Raw genomic sequence first — 20,858 nt, 5'->3', positions numbered from 1 at the left:
GATGCAAATGCATCATCCCCAACTTTATTATTCGAAGAACAATCTTCTCTTTGCCAAATATGATTGTAACATATTATGAACGAAGTTCAATATTAAGAGACTCAAGTCCATTTAATATTTTCTTCATTGCAGCTGCAACTTCTTCATCCTCAAGGGTCTTTTCCTTATCTCTAAATGAAAGAGAATAAGCCATTGACTTGAAGCCTTCCTTGATCTGTGCTCCTTCATAGATATCAAAGAGCTCAAGGCTTTCAAGCTTCTTGCCGCCGCGCTGTCTGATCATCTTCTCGATATCTCCAGCAAGAACGTTCTTTGGAACTACCATTGAAAGGTCTCTTGTAACTGCAGGGAACTTGGCAATTCCTGTGTAGATAGTATCAAATTTAGCATGTTCAACAACATGAGGCATATCGATAACTGCTACATATACTCTTGTATCAATGTCATAGTTATCACATACAGCTGGGTGAACTTCACCCAGATATCCGATAACTTCTCCGTCATAAACGATATTAGCCTGTCTTCCTGGATGAAGGAATGGCTTACCTGCATTTGGATCATAAGTAAGCTTATCAAGCATATGCACGCTGTCAAGGAATTCCTCAACTGCACCCTTCATGCTATAAAAATCGCCTTCTCCATAGAATCCAAGTGTGAGCTGCATTCTCTCATCTGGAAGCTCTGTAAGAGGAAGACTCTTTGGAACATAGATGTTACCCATCTCATAGAGTCTTACATCTTTATTTCTACGATTGTAGTTTGTAGCAAGGCTGGTAAGGATTCCGTTAAGAGAAATAGTTCTCATGATTGAGAAATCTTCTCCTAATGGATTAGAAATCCTGATTGCCTGTCTCTCTTTTGCATCCTCAGGTAAAAGAAGCTTATCAAATACCTTAGGGCTCTCAAATGAATATGTATATCCCTGTGAGAATCCGCAGAACTGAGCAACCTCTCTTGCTTTCTTCTCAACTCTCATCTTGAATGAGATTCCGCCTGTAGTTGCGCTGTTCTTTGGAAGAGTTGTAGGGATCTTGTCATATCCAAAGAATCTAGCAACTTCCTCAGCGATATCACACATCTGGTTAAGATCCTGTCTGAATGAAGGAATGATCACTTCATCAGTCTTTGCGTCATATTCAACTTCTTCTCTCTTAAGGATCTCAACCATCTCATCCTTAGAGATATCTGTTCCAAGAAGCTTATTGATCCTATCTGCTTCAAGAGGAATTCTCTTAAGTGGAGCAATTGGAAGTCCAACCTGAACTACTCCAGGAACTACTTTACCGCAGCCAAGCTCTACAACAAGCTGGCAAGCACGGTTGATCGCATCAAGTGCATTGGCTGGATCAAGACCTTTCTCGAAAAGGCCTGATGCATCAGTACGAAGGCCTACTCTCTTAGCAGACTTTCTGATATTTGGTCCATTAAATGTAGCAGCCTCGAAAAGAACTGTATCAACACTGTCAGTGATCATTGAGTTCTCACCACCCATGATACCAGCGATGCCAACTTCTTTCTCGCCGTCACAGATCATAAGAACGTCCTTATCAAGCTTTCTCTCCTGACCATCAAGAGTAACAAATGTATCTCCATCATTAGCTCTTTTAACAACGATCTTGTTACCGGCAATAGTACTCATATCGTAAGCATGCATTGGCTGACCATATTCCATCATTACATAGTTTGTGATATCTACGAGATTGTTGATTGGTCTGATACCAACACTAGCAAGTCTTCTCTGCATCCATTCAGGTGAAGGAGCAATCTTGATATCCTTAACGACTCTTGCGCAATAATTTGTGCAAAGGTCTGTATCCTTGATCTCAACGCTGATCATATCCTTAGCGTTTCCATCAGCTTCTTCTTTAACTTCTACTACTGGAGCCTTGAAAGGAAGCTTGTATGTAGCTGCAGTTTCTCTAGCGATACCAAGAATGCTATAGCAATCAACTCTGTTAGAGGTTACTTCAAACTCAAATACAGTGTCATGAAGTCCAAGTACTTCAACTGCATCTGCGCCAACTTCTGTATCCTGAGGGAAAATATAAAGGCCTTCCTCTGGAGCTTCTGGATAGAAATCTCTAGTAGAACCAAGCTCTTCGATTGAGCACATCATACCAGCTGATGGTACTCCGCGGAGCTTACCGGCTTTGATCTTGATTCCTCCCTCTGGAAGTGGGCCGCCGTCATGACCGCCAGCTACTCTACCGCCATCAAGAACAACAGGAACCTTATCTCCCTCTTTCATATTATTGGCACCAGTAACAATCTGTATAGTCTCTGTTCCAATATTGACCTGGCAGATAACAAGCTTATCAGCGTCTGGATGAGGCTCGATCTTGTCGATCTGACCAACTACGATCTTGTCAAGATTCTTATCAAGTGGTTCGTATGTTTCTGTCTTGGTACCAGAAAGAGTCATTGCATCAAAGAATTCCTGATCTGTGCAATTTAAATCTGGTACATATGCTTTAATCCATGATTTGGATGAATTCATTTTTTTATCCCCTTTTCTTAATCTGCTAAATCTATTATTAGAACTGATTCAAAAATCTGATGTCATTCTCATAGAGAAGTCTCATGTCATCGATCTCATACTTAAGAAGTGCGATTCTCTCAAGTCCAACACCGAAAGCGAAACCTACATACTCGTTAGGATCAATTCCACTCATCTCTAATACGTGAGGATGTACCATTCCACAGCCAAGGATTTCTATCCATCCCTCTCCCTTACAGAAACGGCATCCCTTACCGCCGCACTTAAAGCAGCTTACGTCCATCTCAGCAGATGGCTCTGTGAATGGGAAGTGATGTGGTCTGAACTTTGTCTTGGTATCTGGTCCAAAGAGCTGCTTTGCAAACTCTGCAAGAGTTCCCTTAAGATCAGCAAATGTAATATCTTTGTCAATTACAAGGCCTTCTACCTGATGGAAAGAAGGTGAATGAGTAGCGTCAACTTCATCAGCACGGAATACTCTACCAGGAGCGATCATCTTGATAGGAATACGACCCTTTTCCATCTCATGAACCTGTGTAGAAGATGTCTGAGTTCTAAGAAGAAGATCTCCTGTGATATAGAAAGTATCCTGCTCGTCCTTAGCTGGATGATCAGCTGGAATATTAAGAGCTTCGAAGTTGTAATAATCCTTCTCAACTTCTGGTCCTTCTACTACTTCGTAGCCCATTCCTGTGAAGATTCTCTCTACTTCTTCAAGAGCTACTGTATTAGGATGTCTGTGTCCAACCTTATTCTTCTTGGCAGGAAGTGTTACGTCAATAACCTCTGCCTTAAGCTTAGCATCACGTGCTGCAGCTTCCATCTTGGACTTAGTCTCTTCTAATACCTTTTCAATTGCTTCTCTTGTCTCATTAACAAGCTGACCAACCTTAGGTCTGTCCTCTGGAGCAACATCCTTCATGCTCTTAAGGATACTTGTAAGTTCACCTTTTTTTCCAAGAACATTTACTCTGATCTCATTGAGTTTCTCAAGACCATCAGAACTCTCTATCTGTTTAAGAGCTTCCTCTCTGATCTTATCAAGCTGTTCACTAATCATCATCATTCTCCTTTTTTTGTAATAAAAAACGCCCCTAGTGTTTGTTCAACACAAGGGACGATAATATACCGCGGTACCACCCAAGTTCCTGCAACTAAATGCAGACTCCTTAGTCGTCTGTAACGTAGACTCACGATCCTAGCTACAAGAATCCTTCACTAGGACAGCTCCAGTGCGAAATTTCCGTATATAGTATTGCCCTAAGAAGCTCTCAGCCGATGACTTCTCTCTCTGAAAGGGATGCTACAACATCTCTAGGCTCTCGCCTAACACCATCAAAGCATTTAACATATTTTTACTTAGATAATTTTAAGTTTGTAAATAAAAAAAGTCAACCCATAATTACAGGAAAGAACTGATAAAAATCTCAAGTCCTATTCCTATAAGAATGACACCGCCTACGATCTTTGCATTTGACGCAAGTTTTGTTCCGAATTTATTGCCAAGTTTAAGGCCAATGTAACAGATAACAAATGTAACAATGCCGATTATGAAAGATGCACCAAGCGCCATAACCGTCTTGTAATCTGCAATAGTAAAGCCTACTGAAAGAGCATCTATTGATGTGGCAATTCCCTGAACCATAAGGCATTTGAAATCCAGCTTATTGGTCTTAGGGTCAAGGCCGCATCTTGGGCACTCTTTATTGGTACAATCCTTGCAATTGCCATCCTCTGAGCATTTTTTTTCCTCTATAGCCTCTTTTATCATCTTGCCACCGATAAAAGAAAGAAGTCCTAAAGCTATCCATGGAATGAACTTCTGGAAACCATTAAAAAGCTCTGCAGCATTATGGACTAAAAACCATCCGATAACTGGCATAAGGAACTGAAAACCTGCGTAGATTCCAGCAATATACGCCTTTCTTTTTCTCTTCATCTCTGGTTCAATAAAACCATTTGCCAAAGAAACAGAAAAAGCGTCCATAGCAAGTCCAACGCCAAGCATGATGCTATTGAACACAAACAATACGTATTTTGCCATTTAAAATCTCCTAAACAGATAAATAAAGGAACTGCTTAATGCAGTTCCTTTTAGCTATTAAAGATTGTATTTTGCAGCGATAAGTGGAGCAACCTTAGATGATCCGATTCTGCTGCATCCAGCCTCTGCATATGCAAGAGCATCTTCTATTGTACGGATTCCGCCTGCGGCCTTGATCTTAACATCAGGTCCGATATGCTTTTTGAAGAGCTCGATATCCGCAAGTGTTGCACCAGCTGAACCAAAACCAGTTGAAGTCTTGATGTAATCAGCCTTAACTTCTGTAACAATCTTGCAAAGCTCGATTTTCTCTTCTTCTGTAAGATAGCATGTCTCGATGATGACCTTAAGGAGCTTATCTCCACAAGCTTCTCTGATCATCTGAAGTTCTTTTCTAACTTCATCATATCTATGATTCTTGACATCGGTGATATTTACTACTGTATCGATTTCCTCTGCACCGTCTTTGATAGACTCTTTTGCTTCTACTACCTTAGAAGCTGCGCAGTTGTATCCAAGAGGGAAGCCAATTACTGTGCAAAGCTTTAAGCTGTCGCCGTACTTGTCATGTACTCTCTTTAAATATGTTGCAGGAATGCAAACTGTAGCTGTGCCGTATTTAACAGCCTCATCACAAAGAGCCACAATTCCTTCCCATGTAGCATCTGCCTGAAGCAGAGTATGATCAATAAGTTTTAAGATTTCTTTTTCTTCCATTACAATATTTCCTTTCTGAATATATAACACTAAATATTATATACTAAATATTCTGATTGTAGAACCCTATCAGTATATACGTATTTTTAGCGTTCATCAACAGGAATATATTCCTTACGTGGTTCGATGGCCATATATGCAGGACGAATGATCTTGCCGTTATTAGCAAGCTCTTCCATTCTATGCGCACTCCAGCCAACGATCCTTGCAATGGCAAAGATAGTAGGATAAAGCTCTTCTGGAAGATCAAGCATTCTATAAACAAAACCTGAGTAGAAATCCACATTGGCACTTACGCCTTTATACATAGTGCGCTCTCCACTGATGACCTGTGGTGCAAGGCGCTCTACGAGTTTATAGAGTTCAAACTCTTTTTCTTTTCCCTTTTCAACAGCAAGTTTTTCTACAAAGCTCTTTAAGATAACAGCTCTTGGATCAGACTTTGAATAGATAGCATGTCCAATACCATAGATCAGTCCTGCTCCATCAAAGGCTTCTTTGTTAAGGATCTTATCAAGGTAGGCTCTGACTTCTTCTTCGTCCTCCCAATCCTTAACATTGGCTTCAATATCATCAAACATGTGAACCACTTTGATATTAGCCCCACCATGTCTAGGTCCTTTAAGAGATCCAATCGCAGCAGCAATCACAGAATAGGTATCTGTCATACTTGAACTTACTACGTGTGTGGTAAAAGATGAATTGTTACCACCGCCATGCTCCATATGGAGCACGAGACAGATATCAAGAAGCTTGGCTTCAAGCTCTGTATACTGACTATCCGGTCTTAAGAGATAAAGGATAGTCTCTGCTGTTGATAATTCCTCCAGCGGAGGATGGATAATAAGTGAATTACCCTCGTGATAATGATTGTATGCATGATATCCATAGATTGAAAGAAGCGGAAACATGCTTATCAGCTGAAGTGACTGACGCAGTACATTTGGAAGCGAAACATCATCAGCATGATCATCATAGGAATAAAGTGTGAGTACACTTCGCGCCAGCGTATTCATCATATCGCGGCTAGGAGCCTTCATTATTACATCTCTAACAAAGCTTGGTGGAAGGCTCTTATAAATACCAAGCAGCTTTTCAAACTCGAAAAGCTCTTTGCCAGTTGGCAACTTATCAAATAATAGCAGGTATGTACATTCCTCGAATGCATATCTGTTTTCCCTGACTGCAGCATCTATCAGCTGATGAACGTCATATCCTCTAAAAAAGATCTCACCATCTGCTGGCACTTCCTGGCCATCAACTACCTTTTTGGCTACAATCTCAGAAATCCTTGTCAGTCCTGTAAGTACACCCTTACCATTTAGATCACGAAGCCCTCTCTTAACGTCATATTTTAAAAACAGATCATTTTCAATAAGATCAGCTTCTCTAGAAAGATTGGAAAGTTCAACAATCTCCGGCGTGTTTTCTGAATAATATCCCTTACCTAAATCCATACGCACCTCCTTATAATTGTGTTTTAATAAAATCTAGCTTTCCCCTTTTCGATAAAAACATTTCCGATCACATAGAAAACCAAAACACCTATGTAAATATAGACGTGTAAATCTCCTCTGCTGTATAGATCGCAAAAAATGCCGGTCATACCAAGAAGTACAAGGATAAAGCCCTGAGCAAAATGCCTTGGGAAAGCATATTTCTTGAAGCCTTCCCTGTCCTTAAGCTTGTGCACATTAACCTTTGGAGAAATCATAAAACCGACTTTGATCAAATCATTTACTCTCATCTGTTCTGCATAGTAAATGAGTAGAGCGCCGCCGAGAATTATCAAAATATCTGCAACATTACTAAATGAATCCATTTATCTCACCTCAGATTCCAAGAAAGTTCTTTACTGCCTTTTCCATTTCTGTTCTATCTACAACAGTCTTGTGTCTGATCTCGGCTGTTCTGATAGATGTGACAGCTTCTGGAATATCTACCTTAGAGATAGCTGAAAGTTCATCAGCAAGAGCAAAATCATCCTTAGAATCATCACCATGTCCAAGTGCATTCATAACGCTTCTTGTGAACTTAAATGGACTTGCTGTTGAAGCGATAACTGTTACCTTATCATCTCCTGTTTCTTTCTTGTATTTATCATAAACAGCGCTTGCAACAGCTGTGTGAGTATCAATAAGATAGCCTGCACCATCAAATACTTTTTTGATAGTTGCAAAAGTCTCTTCCTCTGTAGCATATCCGCCATAGAAAGAATCTAGTTTTGCACGCATATCATCTGTTATTTCATACTTGCCATCATTTGAAAGCTTAGCCATAAGATCTGCGTCCTTAGCAGAATCATTGCCGGCAATATGATAAATAAGCCTCTCAAGGTTAGATGAAATAAGAATATCCATTGAAGGTGATGATGTTAAAACAAAATCACGGTTTCTGTCATATTCACCTGACTTAAAGAAGTCAAATAATACCTTGTTTGAATTGGAAGCACAGATAAGCTTAGCAATTGGTACGCCCATATTCTTGGCATAATATGCAGCAAGGATATTGCCAAAATTACCTGTAGGAACTACAACGTTGATCTCATCACCGTCAGCAATCCTGCCCTCTTTAAGCAGCTTACAATATGCATAAACATAATATGCGATCTGAGGAACAAGTCTTCCAATATTGATAGAGTTTGCTGAGGAAAACTGGAATCCCTTGCTATCCATAAGTTCTGCGAGAGCCTTATCAGTAAAGAGCTTCTTAACTCCAGTCTGAGCATCATCAAAGTTTCCTTCGATACCAATAACGCAAGTATTGTCACCCTTTTGTGTTACCATCTGTCTTTCCTGAATAGGGCTTACGCCGTGCTTTGGATAAAAGACAATGATCTTAGTGCCAGGAACATCTGCAAATCCTGCAAGTGCAGCTTTACCTGTGTCTCCACTGGTAGCTGTAAGAATGACAATATCATTCTTTACTGCATTCTTCTTGGCAGCTGTAGTCATAAGATATGGAAGGATTGAAAGAGCCATATCCTTGAATGCAATTGTTGATCCGTGATAAAGCTCAAGATAGAAAGCTCCGTCTGCTTCTGATAATGGAGCAATCTCCTGTGTATCAAACTTAGAATCGTATGCGTGAGAAATGCAATACTTAAGTTCCTCTTCGGTATAGTCTGTAAGAAGAAGCTTCATAACTTCGTAAGCTGTTCCCTGATAATCAAGATCTGCAATTTCTCTAAGTGATTTTTCAAGATGTGGAATATGGTCAGGAACATACAAGCCACCATCTCCAGCGAGGCCTCTAAGTATAGCCTCTGACGCTTTAATATTCCCCTTTTCCCCTCTAGTACTACTATACAAAACTTCCTTTGCCATTGCTTTTACTCCTCATTTATTGGTAAAATAATAATAAGTATACCATAATACTCTAGGAAATATCCACTTTTATTTTAACGCTTTGAATCATTAAAGTTTTTCTTAACTGGGGGATCTATTGAATAACAAGAAAATCGTTGGAGTATATTACACCTCTTTAAAAGATGGCACTCCGTCCTATAGAGCTTCTATAACCTACTGCGGAAGGCATATTGCCCTTGGTTCCTTTGACAATGACAAGGACGCTGGCAAGGCCTACCAAGACGCAAGCAAGGTTCTGAACAATCCAAAATATGACATAAATTCATACAATAAAAAAATGACTCTTCCTTTCGATAAGTATGTCTCTTTGGTCAATTACAGAGACAAGGGTATGTACATTTCAAACCCTATCTATCTGGAAAAGAAGTATTTTTTGTATTACCTGTCTCCTGATCTGGTCCTTAAATTTGATATTGATGACCTCTTTTACTATTCATCTCACAAGATCATGAAAAGAGGTTCTCATCTTTTCGTAGCTGATTACGGAAGCCAGCTTTCAGTTCTACAGCGCTACGGTATCAAGAGCTACGCAGTTTTGGGAAGAGATTATAGATTTGCCAACAACGATCCAACGGACCTTAGATACGAGAATATTATTATTCTCAACAGATACCACGGTGTAAGACAGTTTGCAGAAAAAGGCTTTATCAGATATAAAGCTGTCATACACGTAAAAAGCAACTATGTTATAGGCAAGTATAACTCAGAGGCAGAAGCTGCCATCGCCTACAACAAAGCTGCTGATATGCTCATAAAACAAGGTATAGATAAAAACTATGAACTAAACTATATAGAAGAGCTCACTGCTTCACAGTACGCTGACATCTATATGAAAACGAAGATCTCTCCAAAGATCAGTACCATTACTGGATGATCAGTCACGAGGTTTCATGTAGAAGTTACCCATGATCTCTTCTGTTCTGATAGAATTGATAAAGGCGTTTGGATCAAGGGACTTTATCTTTGGAATAAGCTTTCTGATATCTGAAGCGCTTACTATTGAGTAAACGATCTTTTTATTCTTGTGGGCAAAAGAGCCCTCTCCATCAATAAGTGTTGCTCCATGTCCGCACTCAGCATATATCATGGCGCATACTTCATCTGGCATATCCGTGATTATGAAAAGTGTACGTTGCTGGTATGTCTTGTAGAGCATGTGAAGTGCCTGTGTTGAAACATACTGGTAAATTATGGAATAAAGTGCTTTATCCCAACCAAACATAAATCCTGCAATTGTAAGAAGTACTACATTACCACCAAGAATTATGGGGAATGCGTCCATTCCTTTTTTCTGTGAAAGGAAAATGGAAATAAAATCTGTACCGCCACTGGTTGCATCAACTTCAAGACACATAGTGATAGCTATAGAGTTCAGGATACCACCAAATACTGCTACAAGAAGTGAATCATGAGTTACAGTCATAACTGGAATAAGGTCAACGAAGAAACCGTTGAATATAACCATGATCATTGAGAACAAAGTGAACTTCTTGCCTATATAACGGAAACCTATATATACAGGTATCGCATTTAATATGATATTGATCGGGGTGTAAGCAATCTGAATGCCACAATACTTGGCTGCTGCTCTCTGAATAACAATAGTAAGACCCTGCGCACCGCCAGGGATAAGTCCGCCACCATTGATGAAGGTCTGTATATTAACAGCCATAAGAAAAGCTGCTAGTAATACAACTATCAGCCTGATGGTGTCTCTTTTAAGAGTTGAGATGATCCTTGTTTGTTTCTCTGACATAAATATGCCCTTTACATTTATATATTTTACGAGCTTAGTATAACTCTTTATATGTAAACTGGCTAGATTTTTTTTTGATTTATGTAAACAAATTCAAGGAAACGTCAGCCTACGATTTCATCTACTCTGTCAGCATACTTGATCCTGTATATCCTGATCAAAGACTCATTGATCCTGTCTTCTGAAATTTCTCCGCTATTAACTGCTGATAATAGGCCTTCATAAGCTGCTGTAAAATCTTCCGGACAATAGATCATGTCAGCGCCAGCCTTGATGGCTTCTACGGATGACTGCTCAGGAGTATAGTACTCTGTGATCGCGCCTTCATTCATAGCACCTGTTATTACAATCCCTTCAAATCCAAGTGCTCCTCTAAGCTCATCATCTATGATGACTTTTGAAAGTGATGCAGGAGTGTTATCTCCAGCAACCTGAGGGAATGAAGCATTTGACATCTGTATTGCGCTGATATTAGCATTATCAATTGCATTTTTAAAAACTGTATACTCTCCGGTAACAAGTTCCTCTTTGCTCTTATCTACAACTGCCATCTGCTTGGATGTATCTGCACTTGCTGGAAATGCCACTGCGCAGGCACTTACTCCAGACTCCTGAATACCATTTACCAAAGAAGCAGTGATATCCTGGACTGCAGCTATATCTGTACCGTAATCTCCACTCTCAGTTATATCCATGTAAGGAGCAAGATCAAAGTTAAACCCATAGCCAAACATAGCAGTACCAATGGCTGAACCTGCATTATAAGCCGCATCAGAACTATCTATGTCTGAAACGCCCTCAATACCGATAGCACTAGTTATAGCACCATTACCATTTTCATTAGTCATAGTAAAAAGAGGATACTTGCTCATAGACGCTGTAGTACTAAGCATCTCTGAAATCTGCTCTGCGGATTTGATATTCTTTTTGGAATATACGATTCCTCCAACAGCATAGGTAGAAAGGGCATCCTGTGTACCTGATCCTGCCTTGATCGCTGTATCAACACCTGTAAGCTGTTCTGGTGTTACTATGAAAAGAGCTGCCACCTTATCTTCAATTGGCATCTCACTTATACAACCGTTAACAACCTCATCCAAAAGGTCTTCTTGCGTCATTTCCTGAGGTTCCTGCTCAGTTTCAGGAGTTTCTATAACAACAGACTGCGCACTTGCTTCTTCTGCAGCTTTCTGTTCTTCTTCTGCCTGTTTTTCTACTTTATGACCATCAAATACTTTTTTGACACTTATAATGCCAAAAGCTCCTGCTCCAAAAATAACAAGAACAAAAACTGCCAAACAAATATATGCTATTAACTGGCTACGCTTTCTTCTTTGTCTACGCGCCAATCTCTTTTCATCAAAATCCTGTTCTTCGATCCTACTCATAATATCCCCATATCAAAACTTAATTTCTAGTCATATTTTAGCATATATTAGTACCGTCTGCACAAAAAATCAGGGCAGAAGCTTCATCATATTACCTGCTTCTGCCCTTATACCGAGTACTCATCTTCTAAACTAAATATTTCGTCCAATGGACTGTTCCTCCGAATTTCTCAGCCATTTTTTCCATTTACTTTTGCATTCATATGCTGTGGCTGCAAGGTATTTATATTGCAATTACCACCGATCATGTACTCAAATCGCCGTATTACTACTTCTTTTGAACTTAGAACTTTTGATTAAATAGAACCTATTACTTAGTCTGGTGGTCCGTACCATCCTTTCTTCGAATATTTTAACTACCTATCCCTTTGGAGTGTACCTACCTTTCTTTCTCCCCGTCCCCAATTGTATATTTCGACTGGAGAAGTATTCTTTATGTTATTTTCTTGATGATTTTATTATAGATATGCCTCTATGATTTGTCAATACACTTTCTTGTTTTTGTTTAATTATTTTGAATATATCGTGCTAATTGTAAAATATTCTGCGTATTTTTATAATTGTATATGCTTTTTATATAATTCTGCAGACTTTATATCACCAATCTCAAATGCAGAAAATAAGAGGATCTTCAGGTTATAAAATTTTTATACTTTTCACTTTTTGGTTAAAAAAACAAAAGGGCTGTAATTAGAATTGTTTTTCTTTTTAAAACAACTTCTAATCACAGCCCTAAATTATAGGAGTAAAAAATCGATCAATCTAAAGGATATTTATCAGTAAGAGTCTTGATGATAGCGCGGGCTTCATCGTTCTTTTCGCCCTTGCTCTTGATGACTACTGCTATTGCTTCTGCAATCTTATCCATATCATCAGTATTCATGCCTCTTGTGGTAACAGCAGGTGTTCCAAGGCGGATTCCACTGGTTACAAATGGAGACTGCTGCTCATTTGGAATAGTATTCTTGTTTGCAGTGATATGTGCATCATCAAGCCATGCCTCAACCTCTTTACCTGTAAGACCATAATTTGTAAGATCTACAAGCATAAGGTGGTTGTCTGTTCCACCAGATACGATCTTGATGTCTCTCTTCATAAGACCATCGCAAAGAGCTTTCGCGTTATCTACAACATTCTGAGCATATGTCTTAAATTCAGGAGAAAGAGCTTCTTTAAAGCAGACTGCCTTAGCAGCAATAACATGCTCTAATGGTCCTCCCTGTATTCCAGGGAATACTGCCTTATTGATCTTGAACTTATCCTGTGCTTCCTGATTCCAGAGAATAAGTCCGCCACGAGGTCCGCGAAGTGTCTTGTGAGTAGTTGTAGTAACTACATCAGCATATGGGAATGGGCTTGGATGAACGCCAGCAGCAACAAGTCCAGCGATATGTGCCATATCTACCATAAGGATTGCACCACAGGCATCAGCAGCTTCTCTAAATTTCTTGAAATCTATTGTTCTGCAGTAAGCTGACGCACCAGCAATGATAAGCTTAGGCTTATGCTCTACAGCAAGCTTGTACATAGCATCGTAATCAAGCACACCGTTCTCATCTACTCCGTAAGGTACAACTTTAAAATATGTACCAGAGATGTTAGCTGGGCTTCCATGAGTTAAATGACCGCCCTGGCTCAGGTTCATTCCCATGATAGTATCACCAGGCTGAAGAAGCGCAAACTGAACAGCAAGATTTGCCTGTGCTCCTGAATGAGGCTGAACATTTGCGTAATCACAATTAAAGAGCTTCTTTGCTCTCTCAATAGCAAGCTTTTCTACTTCATCTACTACATAACAACCACCATAGTATCTTTTACCTGGAAGTCCCTCTGCGTATTTGTTAGTAAGTGGACTGCCCATAGCTGCCATAACAGCCTTACTGGTCCAGTTCTCTGAAGCGATAAGTTCAATATGATCATTCTGTCTTGATACTTCTGCTTCGATCAAAGATGCAATCTCTGGGTCTACTTTTCTTACTTCTTCAAGCGAATACATTTCTTACTCCTCCCACTATTCAATTCTACAATTTAATGTGTTAAAGTCACATCTCGCATATCGTACCATACTATCCAAAAAAATGCTATAATGTTTTCGATTAATTCTTTTAACAGGAGTGTCTTATGTATTACTGCATAGTGAATCCTTCAGCCCGCTCAGGAAAAGGAAAAGAAATCTGGAACAAACTCGAGTACAAATTCTTAGAAAAAAAATTAGACTATAGACCTTACCTTACTAAGGGACCTGGTGACGCCACAAAGATAGTCAGAAATCTTATGGAACACCCGGATGAAGGTATAGAAGCACCTTTTAAGATAGTAGTCCTTGGAGGAGACGGAACGCTTAATGAGGCTATCAACGGAATAACTAATTTCGATGATGTACTTCTTGGCTACATTCCCATCGGATCTTCAAATGATTTTGCAAGGGATCTGTCTTATCCTAAAGATGTGGATGAACTGTTGGATTCAATTATAAAGGGCGAAAAGACAAGATCTTTGGATCTCGGAAAGCTGACATACAACAATATGACCAAACCTTTATCAAGGCTGCATGACGACACAGTATCAAACACAAGATATTTTGATGTAAGTTCAGGAATAGGTTTTGATGCAGCTGTATGCGAGGAAGCTTTATCTTCCGGAACCAAGAACTTTTTAAACAAGATTGGTCTAGGTAAGCTCACCTATGGTCTCATAGCTATCAGACAGCTTCTTAAGGCTGATAAGATACCCTGCGACATCGAACTTGATGACGGCACTACCGTGCATTTAAAGCGCTTTATCTTTATTGCTGCCATGGTACACCACTACGAGGGGGGCGGTTTTAATTTTGCACCAAAAGCTGACCTTACAGATGGTAAATTCGATCTGTGCTACGCAGGTGATATGCCTCCAGCAAGGATGATGTTTGCTCTTCCATTTTCATTTTTTGGCAATTACTACTGGATCAAGGGCATAGGCCATCACGTAGTTCAAAAAGCAACGATCAAGACCATGATTCCTATGTGGGTTCATACAGATGGCGAAGTATCTGTTAAATCTGACAATATTACAGTTGAATGCCTTCAGCAGAAGTTATCAATGATGTGCTGATAGACACTAAATATAAAAACCGGTATGAGTAATCTCATACCGGTTTTAAAATGTCATATCTGTTTAATTGTAATACGCAAGCTTTTCTTCTCTCTTCTTGCAGAAGGCTTCCATGAAGGATGTGTGATATATCAAAAGATAGAACACAGTAGCCATTATGAAGGCTGTGATCACATCATACATAGAATGCTGCTTGATGAAAAGAGTTGAAAGAATGATTGAAACTCCAATAAAATCACTTATTGCCTTTGCAGGCTTATTAAATCTCTTACTGCGATGAATTGCTATCATTGTTCCAAGAGAATTATAAACATGGATACTTGGCCACAAATTAGTTGGTGTATCACTAGCATAAATAATGCCAACCATATGGGTAAAGATATTGTCTCTTGGAAATACCGCAGGTCTAAGCTGGTGCATATTAGGAAAGACTGTAGAAATAACAAGGAAAATAGTCATTCCAGTAGCTAAAAAAATGAAATTCTTGTAGTAATCTTCTATGTCACACATCAGCATAAAAAATACCAATGTAAGAGACACATACAAAAACCACATGTAGTACGGGATAACAAAGACCTCAACAAATGGAATAATATCATCTACTGCTGTATGGATCACTGCATAGTGAGCAAATCTATGTCTCTCTATACAGATAAACCAGATCATGTAGATTGGAGCATAGATCATGATCGGTTTAAAAAGCATAAGCAGATCATGGAAGTACTCCATGTCAAGCGGCCTTCCTATCCATCTTTCGATTTTTTCTTTCATAATAATATTGCCCCTCATGTAACAAAAACAAAACAAATTCGTTTGGAACTACTCTAGCACACTTTAATTATTAATTAAAGTGAAATATTTTCTGAAGAAGTTTATATCCTGCTAAAGTAATCTTTCTTCCGCCCTTTCCTGGAAGATAGATATATGTTCCTTCGATACTGTATCTGATCTTGACATAGAGCCAGAAATTCTTTTCCTTTATATAGTCAAGAAGTTCTTTTCTCTTAGCAAGATTTTCCTCTGTATCCTCAGTAATAAGGAGTACAGATGAAATAGCTGTAATGATCTCGAGATAGTTGAACATGTACTTATGTCTTTCTCTCTGAGAACGGATCATTCCATAATTTTCTACATAATAGTCGATCATAAGCTTGTTAACTCTAAGCTGCTGATCAATTCTTGAAAGCATGATCTTCTGGTTAACAGACTGATCTTCACGTCCAATGTAGTAATAATAGAAATTAACATCAAGGTAATACATTGTCTTAACAAATGGCAATGGATTGAAAACATAGATGTTATCCACATAGAATGTGTGCTCAGGAAGCTTTAGTCCACAATCCTTCAAAAGCTTTGTTCTAAAGATAACAGAATGCATTAAAAGGTAATGTCCCTTAGGTGTTCTCTTAACATCTTTCCATGTAAAGAGCTCCTCAATAGGGAACATAGTGTTATAGCGCATTACCTTATGTCTCTTCTCTCCAACCTTGTTATAAACAAAGTTACTGATAAGAAGGTCAAGCTGTGTCTCTCCACCAGCAAGCTCTGCCAGTGTTGAAAGGATCTTTCTGTAAGCTATCTCTTTTACCCAGTCATCAGAATCTACAACCTTAAAGAAAAGACCTGTAGCATTCTCAATTCCGGCATTAACTGCACTTCCATGTCCGCCATTTGGCTTATGAACTGCTTTAACGATGGTAGGATATTTCTTGGCATATTCATCGGCAATCTCTGCTGTTCTATCCTTTGATCCATCATCTACAATTATGATCTCGACTTCTTCTCCACCTACTAAAAGTGAATCAATACACTTGCTCATGTAGGCTTCAGAATTGTAACAAGGTATCGCAACTGAAAGTAATTTCATTATCTATTAACTCCTTAATCTAGTGCTTTCAAATTTTTCCATTGTTGTAAGGCAGGTACGAAGGTCTGCATATCTGTCATAGACATCGCCCTCTTCTACAACCACACCAAGAGACATGGCCATGATATCGATCATATCGTTGGTGATAACAGGTCTTAACTTGGATAAGATGTCATTTTTATCCGCAGCAAGATCTGCATCCATGAACTCTATAACAAGTGGATCAAGATTGAGTTCCTCGGCTTCAGCATCTACTGTCTTATCCATTACCTCAGAATGTTTGTATGGCTCGTTTCTAAACTGTTCTCTTATAGTCTCAGTAGTTGAATGGTTCACTTTCTTTTCTTCTGCCTTGACTTCAGCCCCGCTCTCAGGCATTTTCTCGGTCTTTGGCTGTTCAAGCAAAGCCTTCTCAACCTTTTCAAAACGATATTTCTGTGTAACTTCAGGATACTTGACCCTGTCTACTTCAGACATAAACATTGAAAGAGGTCTGCAATATGTCTTGTAGTCGCCATAGAGCGCCTGGTAAACAACCAATTCCTCTCTGGTCTCTGAATGTATCGCTATAGTGACGATCTGATACAGATTTCCCTTAAAATGTCTGTATATCTCCTGTGGTATTGGTCTTGGTCTATCCACTGTGCTCCTCCTATAAAAACATTTTGCACATCTACCTAGTATAACCCTATAAATATCTTTTTTCAAATTAAGCCTTAGGTCTCTTGGTTGTGCATCCTATTATCACTATCTCAACGCAAATAACGTAATCAAGCTTACCCGTCTTAACTGCCTCATCATTGGAAGCACAAAGTTCCAGTGCATCACGAAGCTCGTTAAAACTAAATTCTCTTGCCCAGTTCTGATATTTTCCAACAAGGAAAGGCGCTATTCCTGCAGCACTTGCTATCTGTCCCTTCTCCCTATGGTTATCAGTCATTTCCTTTATCTGTAGCATAAGATTAAACTGTCTTGTAATAAGAGCCAGAATCTTGGCTGGTGGTTCCTTTAACGCAAGAAGATCATAATACAGGTCGATAGCTCTTTTTTGATTTCTGTCAGCTATAGCATCTGTCATTGCAAAGATCCTGCTGGTGATCCAGTTAGCACATACTGCTTCAATGTCCTCTTCTGTAACTTCGCTCCTATCTATGCAATAGCACACAAGCTTCTCTATCTCGCTACTTATATTGGACATATCAGTTCCAACACGCTCTATAAAAAAGGAAAGCGCTCTGCCTGATATATTCTTGCCATCAGACTTAAACTTGCTGTAAACCCACTTTTTAAGGGTTTCTTCATCCTGCTCGTCGCATCCCATCTCAAGTCCTAACTTAGAAGCCGCCTTAAATATGTCTTTTCTCTTATCTACTTCTTTCTCAACAAATATAAAGAAGGTTGTCTCTGTTGGAGCCTTAAGATATTCTGCAAGCTCAGCACATCCGCTCTTAAAAAAGCCGCTGTTCTCAACAAGAATGACTCTTTTATCTGATAAAAAAGGAAGTGTCTCAGCCATATCAATGACTTCAGCTGGATTGATGGAATCTCCCTCATACCTTGTAAAGTTCATGGAATCAGCTCCGCCTCCAAGGGCTTTAACAAGCTTGTCCCTATTCTGTAATCTAAGGTACGCTTCCTGTCCATATATCAAATAGCACTGCTTAAAAGTACCATTCTTGATGTCTTCATTAAGTTGTCTTTGCTTAGCAGGAAAGTCTGATGTCTTTACAGCCATTTGTCTAATCTCCCAAAAAACTTGCTTCAGGAATTATTCTAACAGATATGGAAGATCTAATGCAATAAACATGGTTTTAGTCCAAAAATGCACGGATATTCATTTTATTGCCGTTGATCATTACAGTAATATTACCTGATTCATCTGTTCTATATATCCTGGTCCCTGAATTCTTCAGCCTTTCAAGAAGCTCAGCATGTGGATGGCCATAGGAATTACCTTCGCCGCAGCTGATACATGCAACTTTTGGACTTAAAAGTTCTATAAATTCAGTATCTGTAGTATATCTGGATCCATGATGAGCAACCTTAAGTAATGTCAGATCCTCATATTCAGCTTTATCTTTTTTGATGTCTGCCACAAGGTGCTCCTGCCCTTTTCCTTCAACATCTCCTGTAAAAAGAGCTTTGAACTGCCCATACTTTAGATAAAGAACCGTAGAATACTCATTTGCTCCTTCTACTGTCATATCTTTTTGTGGATTAAGACAGGTAAGTTCAAGGTCCTTGAATGCTATTTTTTCGCCGCAGCTGATGTAACTAACAGGGATTCCCAGCTCTTTTGCTGCCTCCTCAAGTTCCAGATAGCCCTTTTTCCTGCATAACTTATACACATCTGGAAGTATCAGATTGTTGATAACAAAATCATCTTTTTTCACAAGATCAAAGATCTCTAATATGCCTGAAATATGATCTAAATCTTCATGAGTTATTACCACAGCGTCAAGTTTCCCAATGCCTTCATAGGATAAATATGGAATTATAGAGTATTTTCCGACTTTCTTTTTGCTTGTACTACCTCCGTCTATCAAAATGGTTTCATGGTGCGTTCTTAATAAAATGGAGTCTCCCTGGCCAACATCTATCATAGATATCTGAAGGTCCGGGAGATTTTTATATAAAAGGATGACGGTAGCTGATATCAAGACTAACCACTTCCCACAATATCTATAACGAAGAACCTTATTATTTGTCTTCAATTTTGGAAATATGATAATAAGTGCCACAAGCACATAATACAAAACTATCTTCCACTTCTGAGAATGCCCAAGATAAAGGATTTTTCCTGGAAGAATGCCGGTTCCAAGACATAGTGTACTGTAGATCTTAAGTATCACATGTATCAAAAAAGCCTCTATATCAACAAATATCCCTACTCCCATTCCTAAAAGAGCCATAGATACAATGGAAAGCAGAAAATATGCTATGCAGCCAGTAAGTAATAAAATGATCCCAAGAATCATAAGTGGTTCCATTAATGGCAACACAACAATATTTAGAAAAAATGAGTATATCGGAAATGTATAATAAAAGCTGACATAGACTGGAAGCGTCATGATAGTGACACAGATTCCTACTTTCATACTCTCCACGGCTTTATCAGCATATCGTTTAATAAAGCCATCTTTCTTATCATCAGCAAACCTCATTTCTCTTAGCCTTTTCCCATCATTTTGTGAAAAGAGATTTGGCTTAATAAGTGCTATAGCAACTACCGCAGCAAAAGAAAACAAAAATCCACTGTTATACAGATATAATGGCTGATCAAAAATAAGAAGCAGTTCTGAAAGAGCCAGGGCTGAAAGAACATCATAGGTCCTTCCTAACACCTTTGAAAGTATCATGACCACAAACATGCATATTGCTCTAAAGGCTGATGTGCTAAGACCACACATACTACCATAGAGAAACATTATAGCTATAGATATTGATGTTCCTAACACCATAGGAAGCTTTAGCTTTTTTAGAAGTTTATACACTCCCATTCCCAGTATAGAGATGTGGAGACCACTAACAGCTAAAACATGCATAATACCACTGTTTTTGTATAGTTCTTTTACCTCCTCATCCATAAAAGCCTTGTCTCCCAAAAGAACAGCCTTCATGATAGAGGAATCATTCTTATCAAGCCTGTTATCCAGTATATTTTCCAGGAAGCGTCTAAGCCTATAAAGATTTTCCTTGATGAAATCTCTTTTGCCATCTGAAGCATAAATCCTGGTATTATACAATCTATATGCAATTTTTAATGACGAATAATACAGACGACTGTCGAACTCTCCAGGATTTCTGGGAGATGAGAAGGCGCTTACTTTGCCGCCCAAAGAAACCATCTCTCCAACAGAAGGCTTAAAACCATCATTTTCGAGATAGCATTCAACATATTTAAAATTTCCTTTTAACCTATCACTGGGAATCAGATAGATAACTAGAACTTCTTCTCCTGTAAGCCCCAATCTGACTTCCTTCTCGGAAACAATTCCTGTCATTTCAATGAAGGAGCCATCTTCCGCCACAGGAGAATAGTTCGTTAATGTAGAAACAGAAAATTCAAGATAGATAAAGACAATCGCCGTAATGATCAAGGAAATGAAACATAACGGCCGTTTCATA

The 20,858-nt window shown here is 39.0% G+C and carries 17 protein-coding genes; 2 read left to right on the top strand and 15 right to left on the bottom strand.

Annotated features, from left to right (window positions below; translation table 11 throughout):
• Positions 1 to 73 precede the first annotated feature (73 nt).
• The 7 genes from pheT to thrC form a co-directional block, all read right to left on the bottom strand.
• On the bottom strand, positions 74 to 2,497 hold the full coding sequence (pheT, locus tag BUA02_RS06980; RefSeq protein WP_072702142.1) for a phenylalanine--tRNA ligase subunit beta: 2,424 nt from the start codon (positions 2,495 to 2,497) through the stop codon (positions 74 to 76).
• 37 nt (positions 2,498 to 2,534) lie between these two features.
• Positions 2,535 to 3,557, bottom strand: coding sequence for a phenylalanine--tRNA ligase subunit alpha (pheS, locus tag BUA02_RS06975; protein ID WP_330393331.1), 1,023 nt, complete (start codon positions 3,555 to 3,557; stop codon positions 2,535 to 2,537).
• A gap of 342 nt (positions 3,558 to 3,899) precedes the next feature.
• Entirely contained in the window at positions 3,900 to 4,541 is a 642-nt protein-coding gene (locus tag BUA02_RS06970) for a manganese efflux pump MntP (protein ID WP_072702140.1), read from the bottom strand.
• A 57-nt stretch (positions 4,542 to 4,598) separates the two neighbouring features.
• Positions 4,599 to 5,258 (bottom strand): deoxyribose-phosphate aldolase, encoded by a 660-nt coding sequence (deoC, locus tag BUA02_RS06965; RefSeq protein ID WP_072702138.1) that lies wholly within the window; start codon positions 5,256 to 5,258, stop codon positions 4,599 to 4,601.
• 86 nt (positions 5,259 to 5,344) lie between these two features.
• Positions 5,345 to 6,715: a citrate/2-methylcitrate synthase gene (locus tag BUA02_RS06960; RefSeq protein WP_072702135.1), complete on the bottom strand. Its 1,371-nt coding sequence runs from the start codon at positions 6,713 to 6,715 to the stop codon at positions 5,345 to 5,347.
• A 23-nt stretch (positions 6,716 to 6,738) separates the two neighbouring features.
• Positions 6,739 to 7,080: a hypothetical protein gene (locus BUA02_RS06955; protein ID WP_072702133.1), complete on the bottom strand. Its 342-nt coding sequence runs from the start codon at positions 7,078 to 7,080 to the stop codon at positions 6,739 to 6,741.
• A 10-nt stretch (positions 7,081 to 7,090) separates the two neighbouring features.
• Positions 7,091 to 8,584, bottom strand: coding sequence for a threonine synthase (thrC, locus tag BUA02_RS06950; RefSeq protein WP_072702131.1), 1,494 nt, complete (start codon positions 8,582 to 8,584; stop codon positions 7,091 to 7,093).
• Between the two features lie 118 nt (positions 8,585 to 8,702).
• Here thrC and BUA02_RS06945 point away from each other — a divergent pair, with 118 nt between their 5' ends.
• The gene (locus BUA02_RS06945; RefSeq protein WP_083572689.1) at positions 8,703 to 9,500 is read left to right on the top strand and encodes a hypothetical protein; all 798 of its coding nucleotides are present in this window, start codon (positions 8,703 to 8,705) and stop codon (positions 9,498 to 9,500) included.
• On the opposite strand, the gene BUA02_RS06940 is transcribed toward BUA02_RS06945, so the two are convergent.
• The 3 genes from BUA02_RS06940 to glyA form a co-directional block, all read right to left on the bottom strand.
• Entirely contained in the window at positions 9,501 to 10,382 is an 882-nt protein-coding gene (locus tag BUA02_RS06940; RefSeq protein ID WP_071176342.1) for a YitT family protein, read from the bottom strand.
• Positions 10,383 to 10,486: 104 nt separating this feature from the next.
• Positions 10,487 to 11,770 (bottom strand): glycoside hydrolase family 3 N-terminal domain-containing protein, encoded by a 1,284-nt coding sequence (locus tag BUA02_RS06935; protein ID WP_072702129.1) that lies wholly within the window; start codon positions 11,768 to 11,770, stop codon positions 10,487 to 10,489.
• Positions 11,771 to 12,527: 757 nt separating this feature from the next.
• Entirely contained in the window at positions 12,528 to 13,766 is a 1,239-nt protein-coding gene (glyA, locus tag BUA02_RS06930; RefSeq protein ID WP_072702127.1) for a serine hydroxymethyltransferase, read from the bottom strand.
• Positions 13,767 to 13,891: 125 nt separating this feature from the next.
• Here glyA and BUA02_RS06925 point away from each other — a divergent pair, with 125 nt between their 5' ends.
• Positions 13,892 to 14,863 (top strand): diacylglycerol/lipid kinase family protein, encoded by a 972-nt coding sequence (locus BUA02_RS06925; RefSeq protein ID WP_072702125.1) that lies wholly within the window; start codon positions 13,892 to 13,894, stop codon positions 14,861 to 14,863.
• 63 nt (positions 14,864 to 14,926) lie between these two features.
• Here the strand turns inward: BUA02_RS06925 and BUA02_RS06920 are convergent, their stop codons facing one another.
• From BUA02_RS06920 to BUA02_RS06900, 5 genes are all read right to left on the bottom strand, one after another.
• Positions 14,927 to 15,634, bottom strand: coding sequence for a phosphatase PAP2 family protein (locus BUA02_RS06920; RefSeq protein ID WP_072702124.1), 708 nt, complete (start codon positions 15,632 to 15,634; stop codon positions 14,927 to 14,929).
• A gap of 70 nt (positions 15,635 to 15,704) precedes the next feature.
• Entirely contained in the window at positions 15,705 to 16,730 is a 1,026-nt protein-coding gene (locus BUA02_RS06915; protein WP_071176347.1) for a glycosyltransferase family 2 protein, read from the bottom strand.
• 6 nt (positions 16,731 to 16,736) lie between these two features.
• On the bottom strand, positions 16,737 to 17,372 hold the full coding sequence (locus BUA02_RS06910) for a DUF1653 domain-containing protein (protein WP_071176348.1): 636 nt from the start codon (positions 17,370 to 17,372) through the stop codon (positions 16,737 to 16,739).
• Between the two features lie 67 nt (positions 17,373 to 17,439).
• Positions 17,440 to 18,465, bottom strand: coding sequence for a DNA polymerase III subunit delta (gene holA, locus BUA02_RS06905; protein ID WP_072702122.1), 1,026 nt, complete (start codon positions 18,463 to 18,465; stop codon positions 17,440 to 17,442).
• A 76-nt stretch (positions 18,466 to 18,541) separates the two neighbouring features.
• On the bottom strand, positions 18,542 to 20,857 hold the full coding sequence (locus tag BUA02_RS06900) for a DNA internalization-related competence protein ComEC/Rec2 (RefSeq protein WP_083572688.1): 2,316 nt from the start codon (positions 20,855 to 20,857) through the stop codon (positions 18,542 to 18,544).
• Position 20,858: the final 1 nt, after the last annotated feature.

It is taken from the genome of Butyrivibrio hungatei DSM 14810 (genome assembly GCF_900143205.1).
GTDB lineage: Bacteria > Bacillota > Clostridia > Lachnospirales > Lachnospiraceae > Butyrivibrio > Butyrivibrio hungatei.
This window is presented reverse-complemented; position numbering and strand designations above follow the sequence as displayed.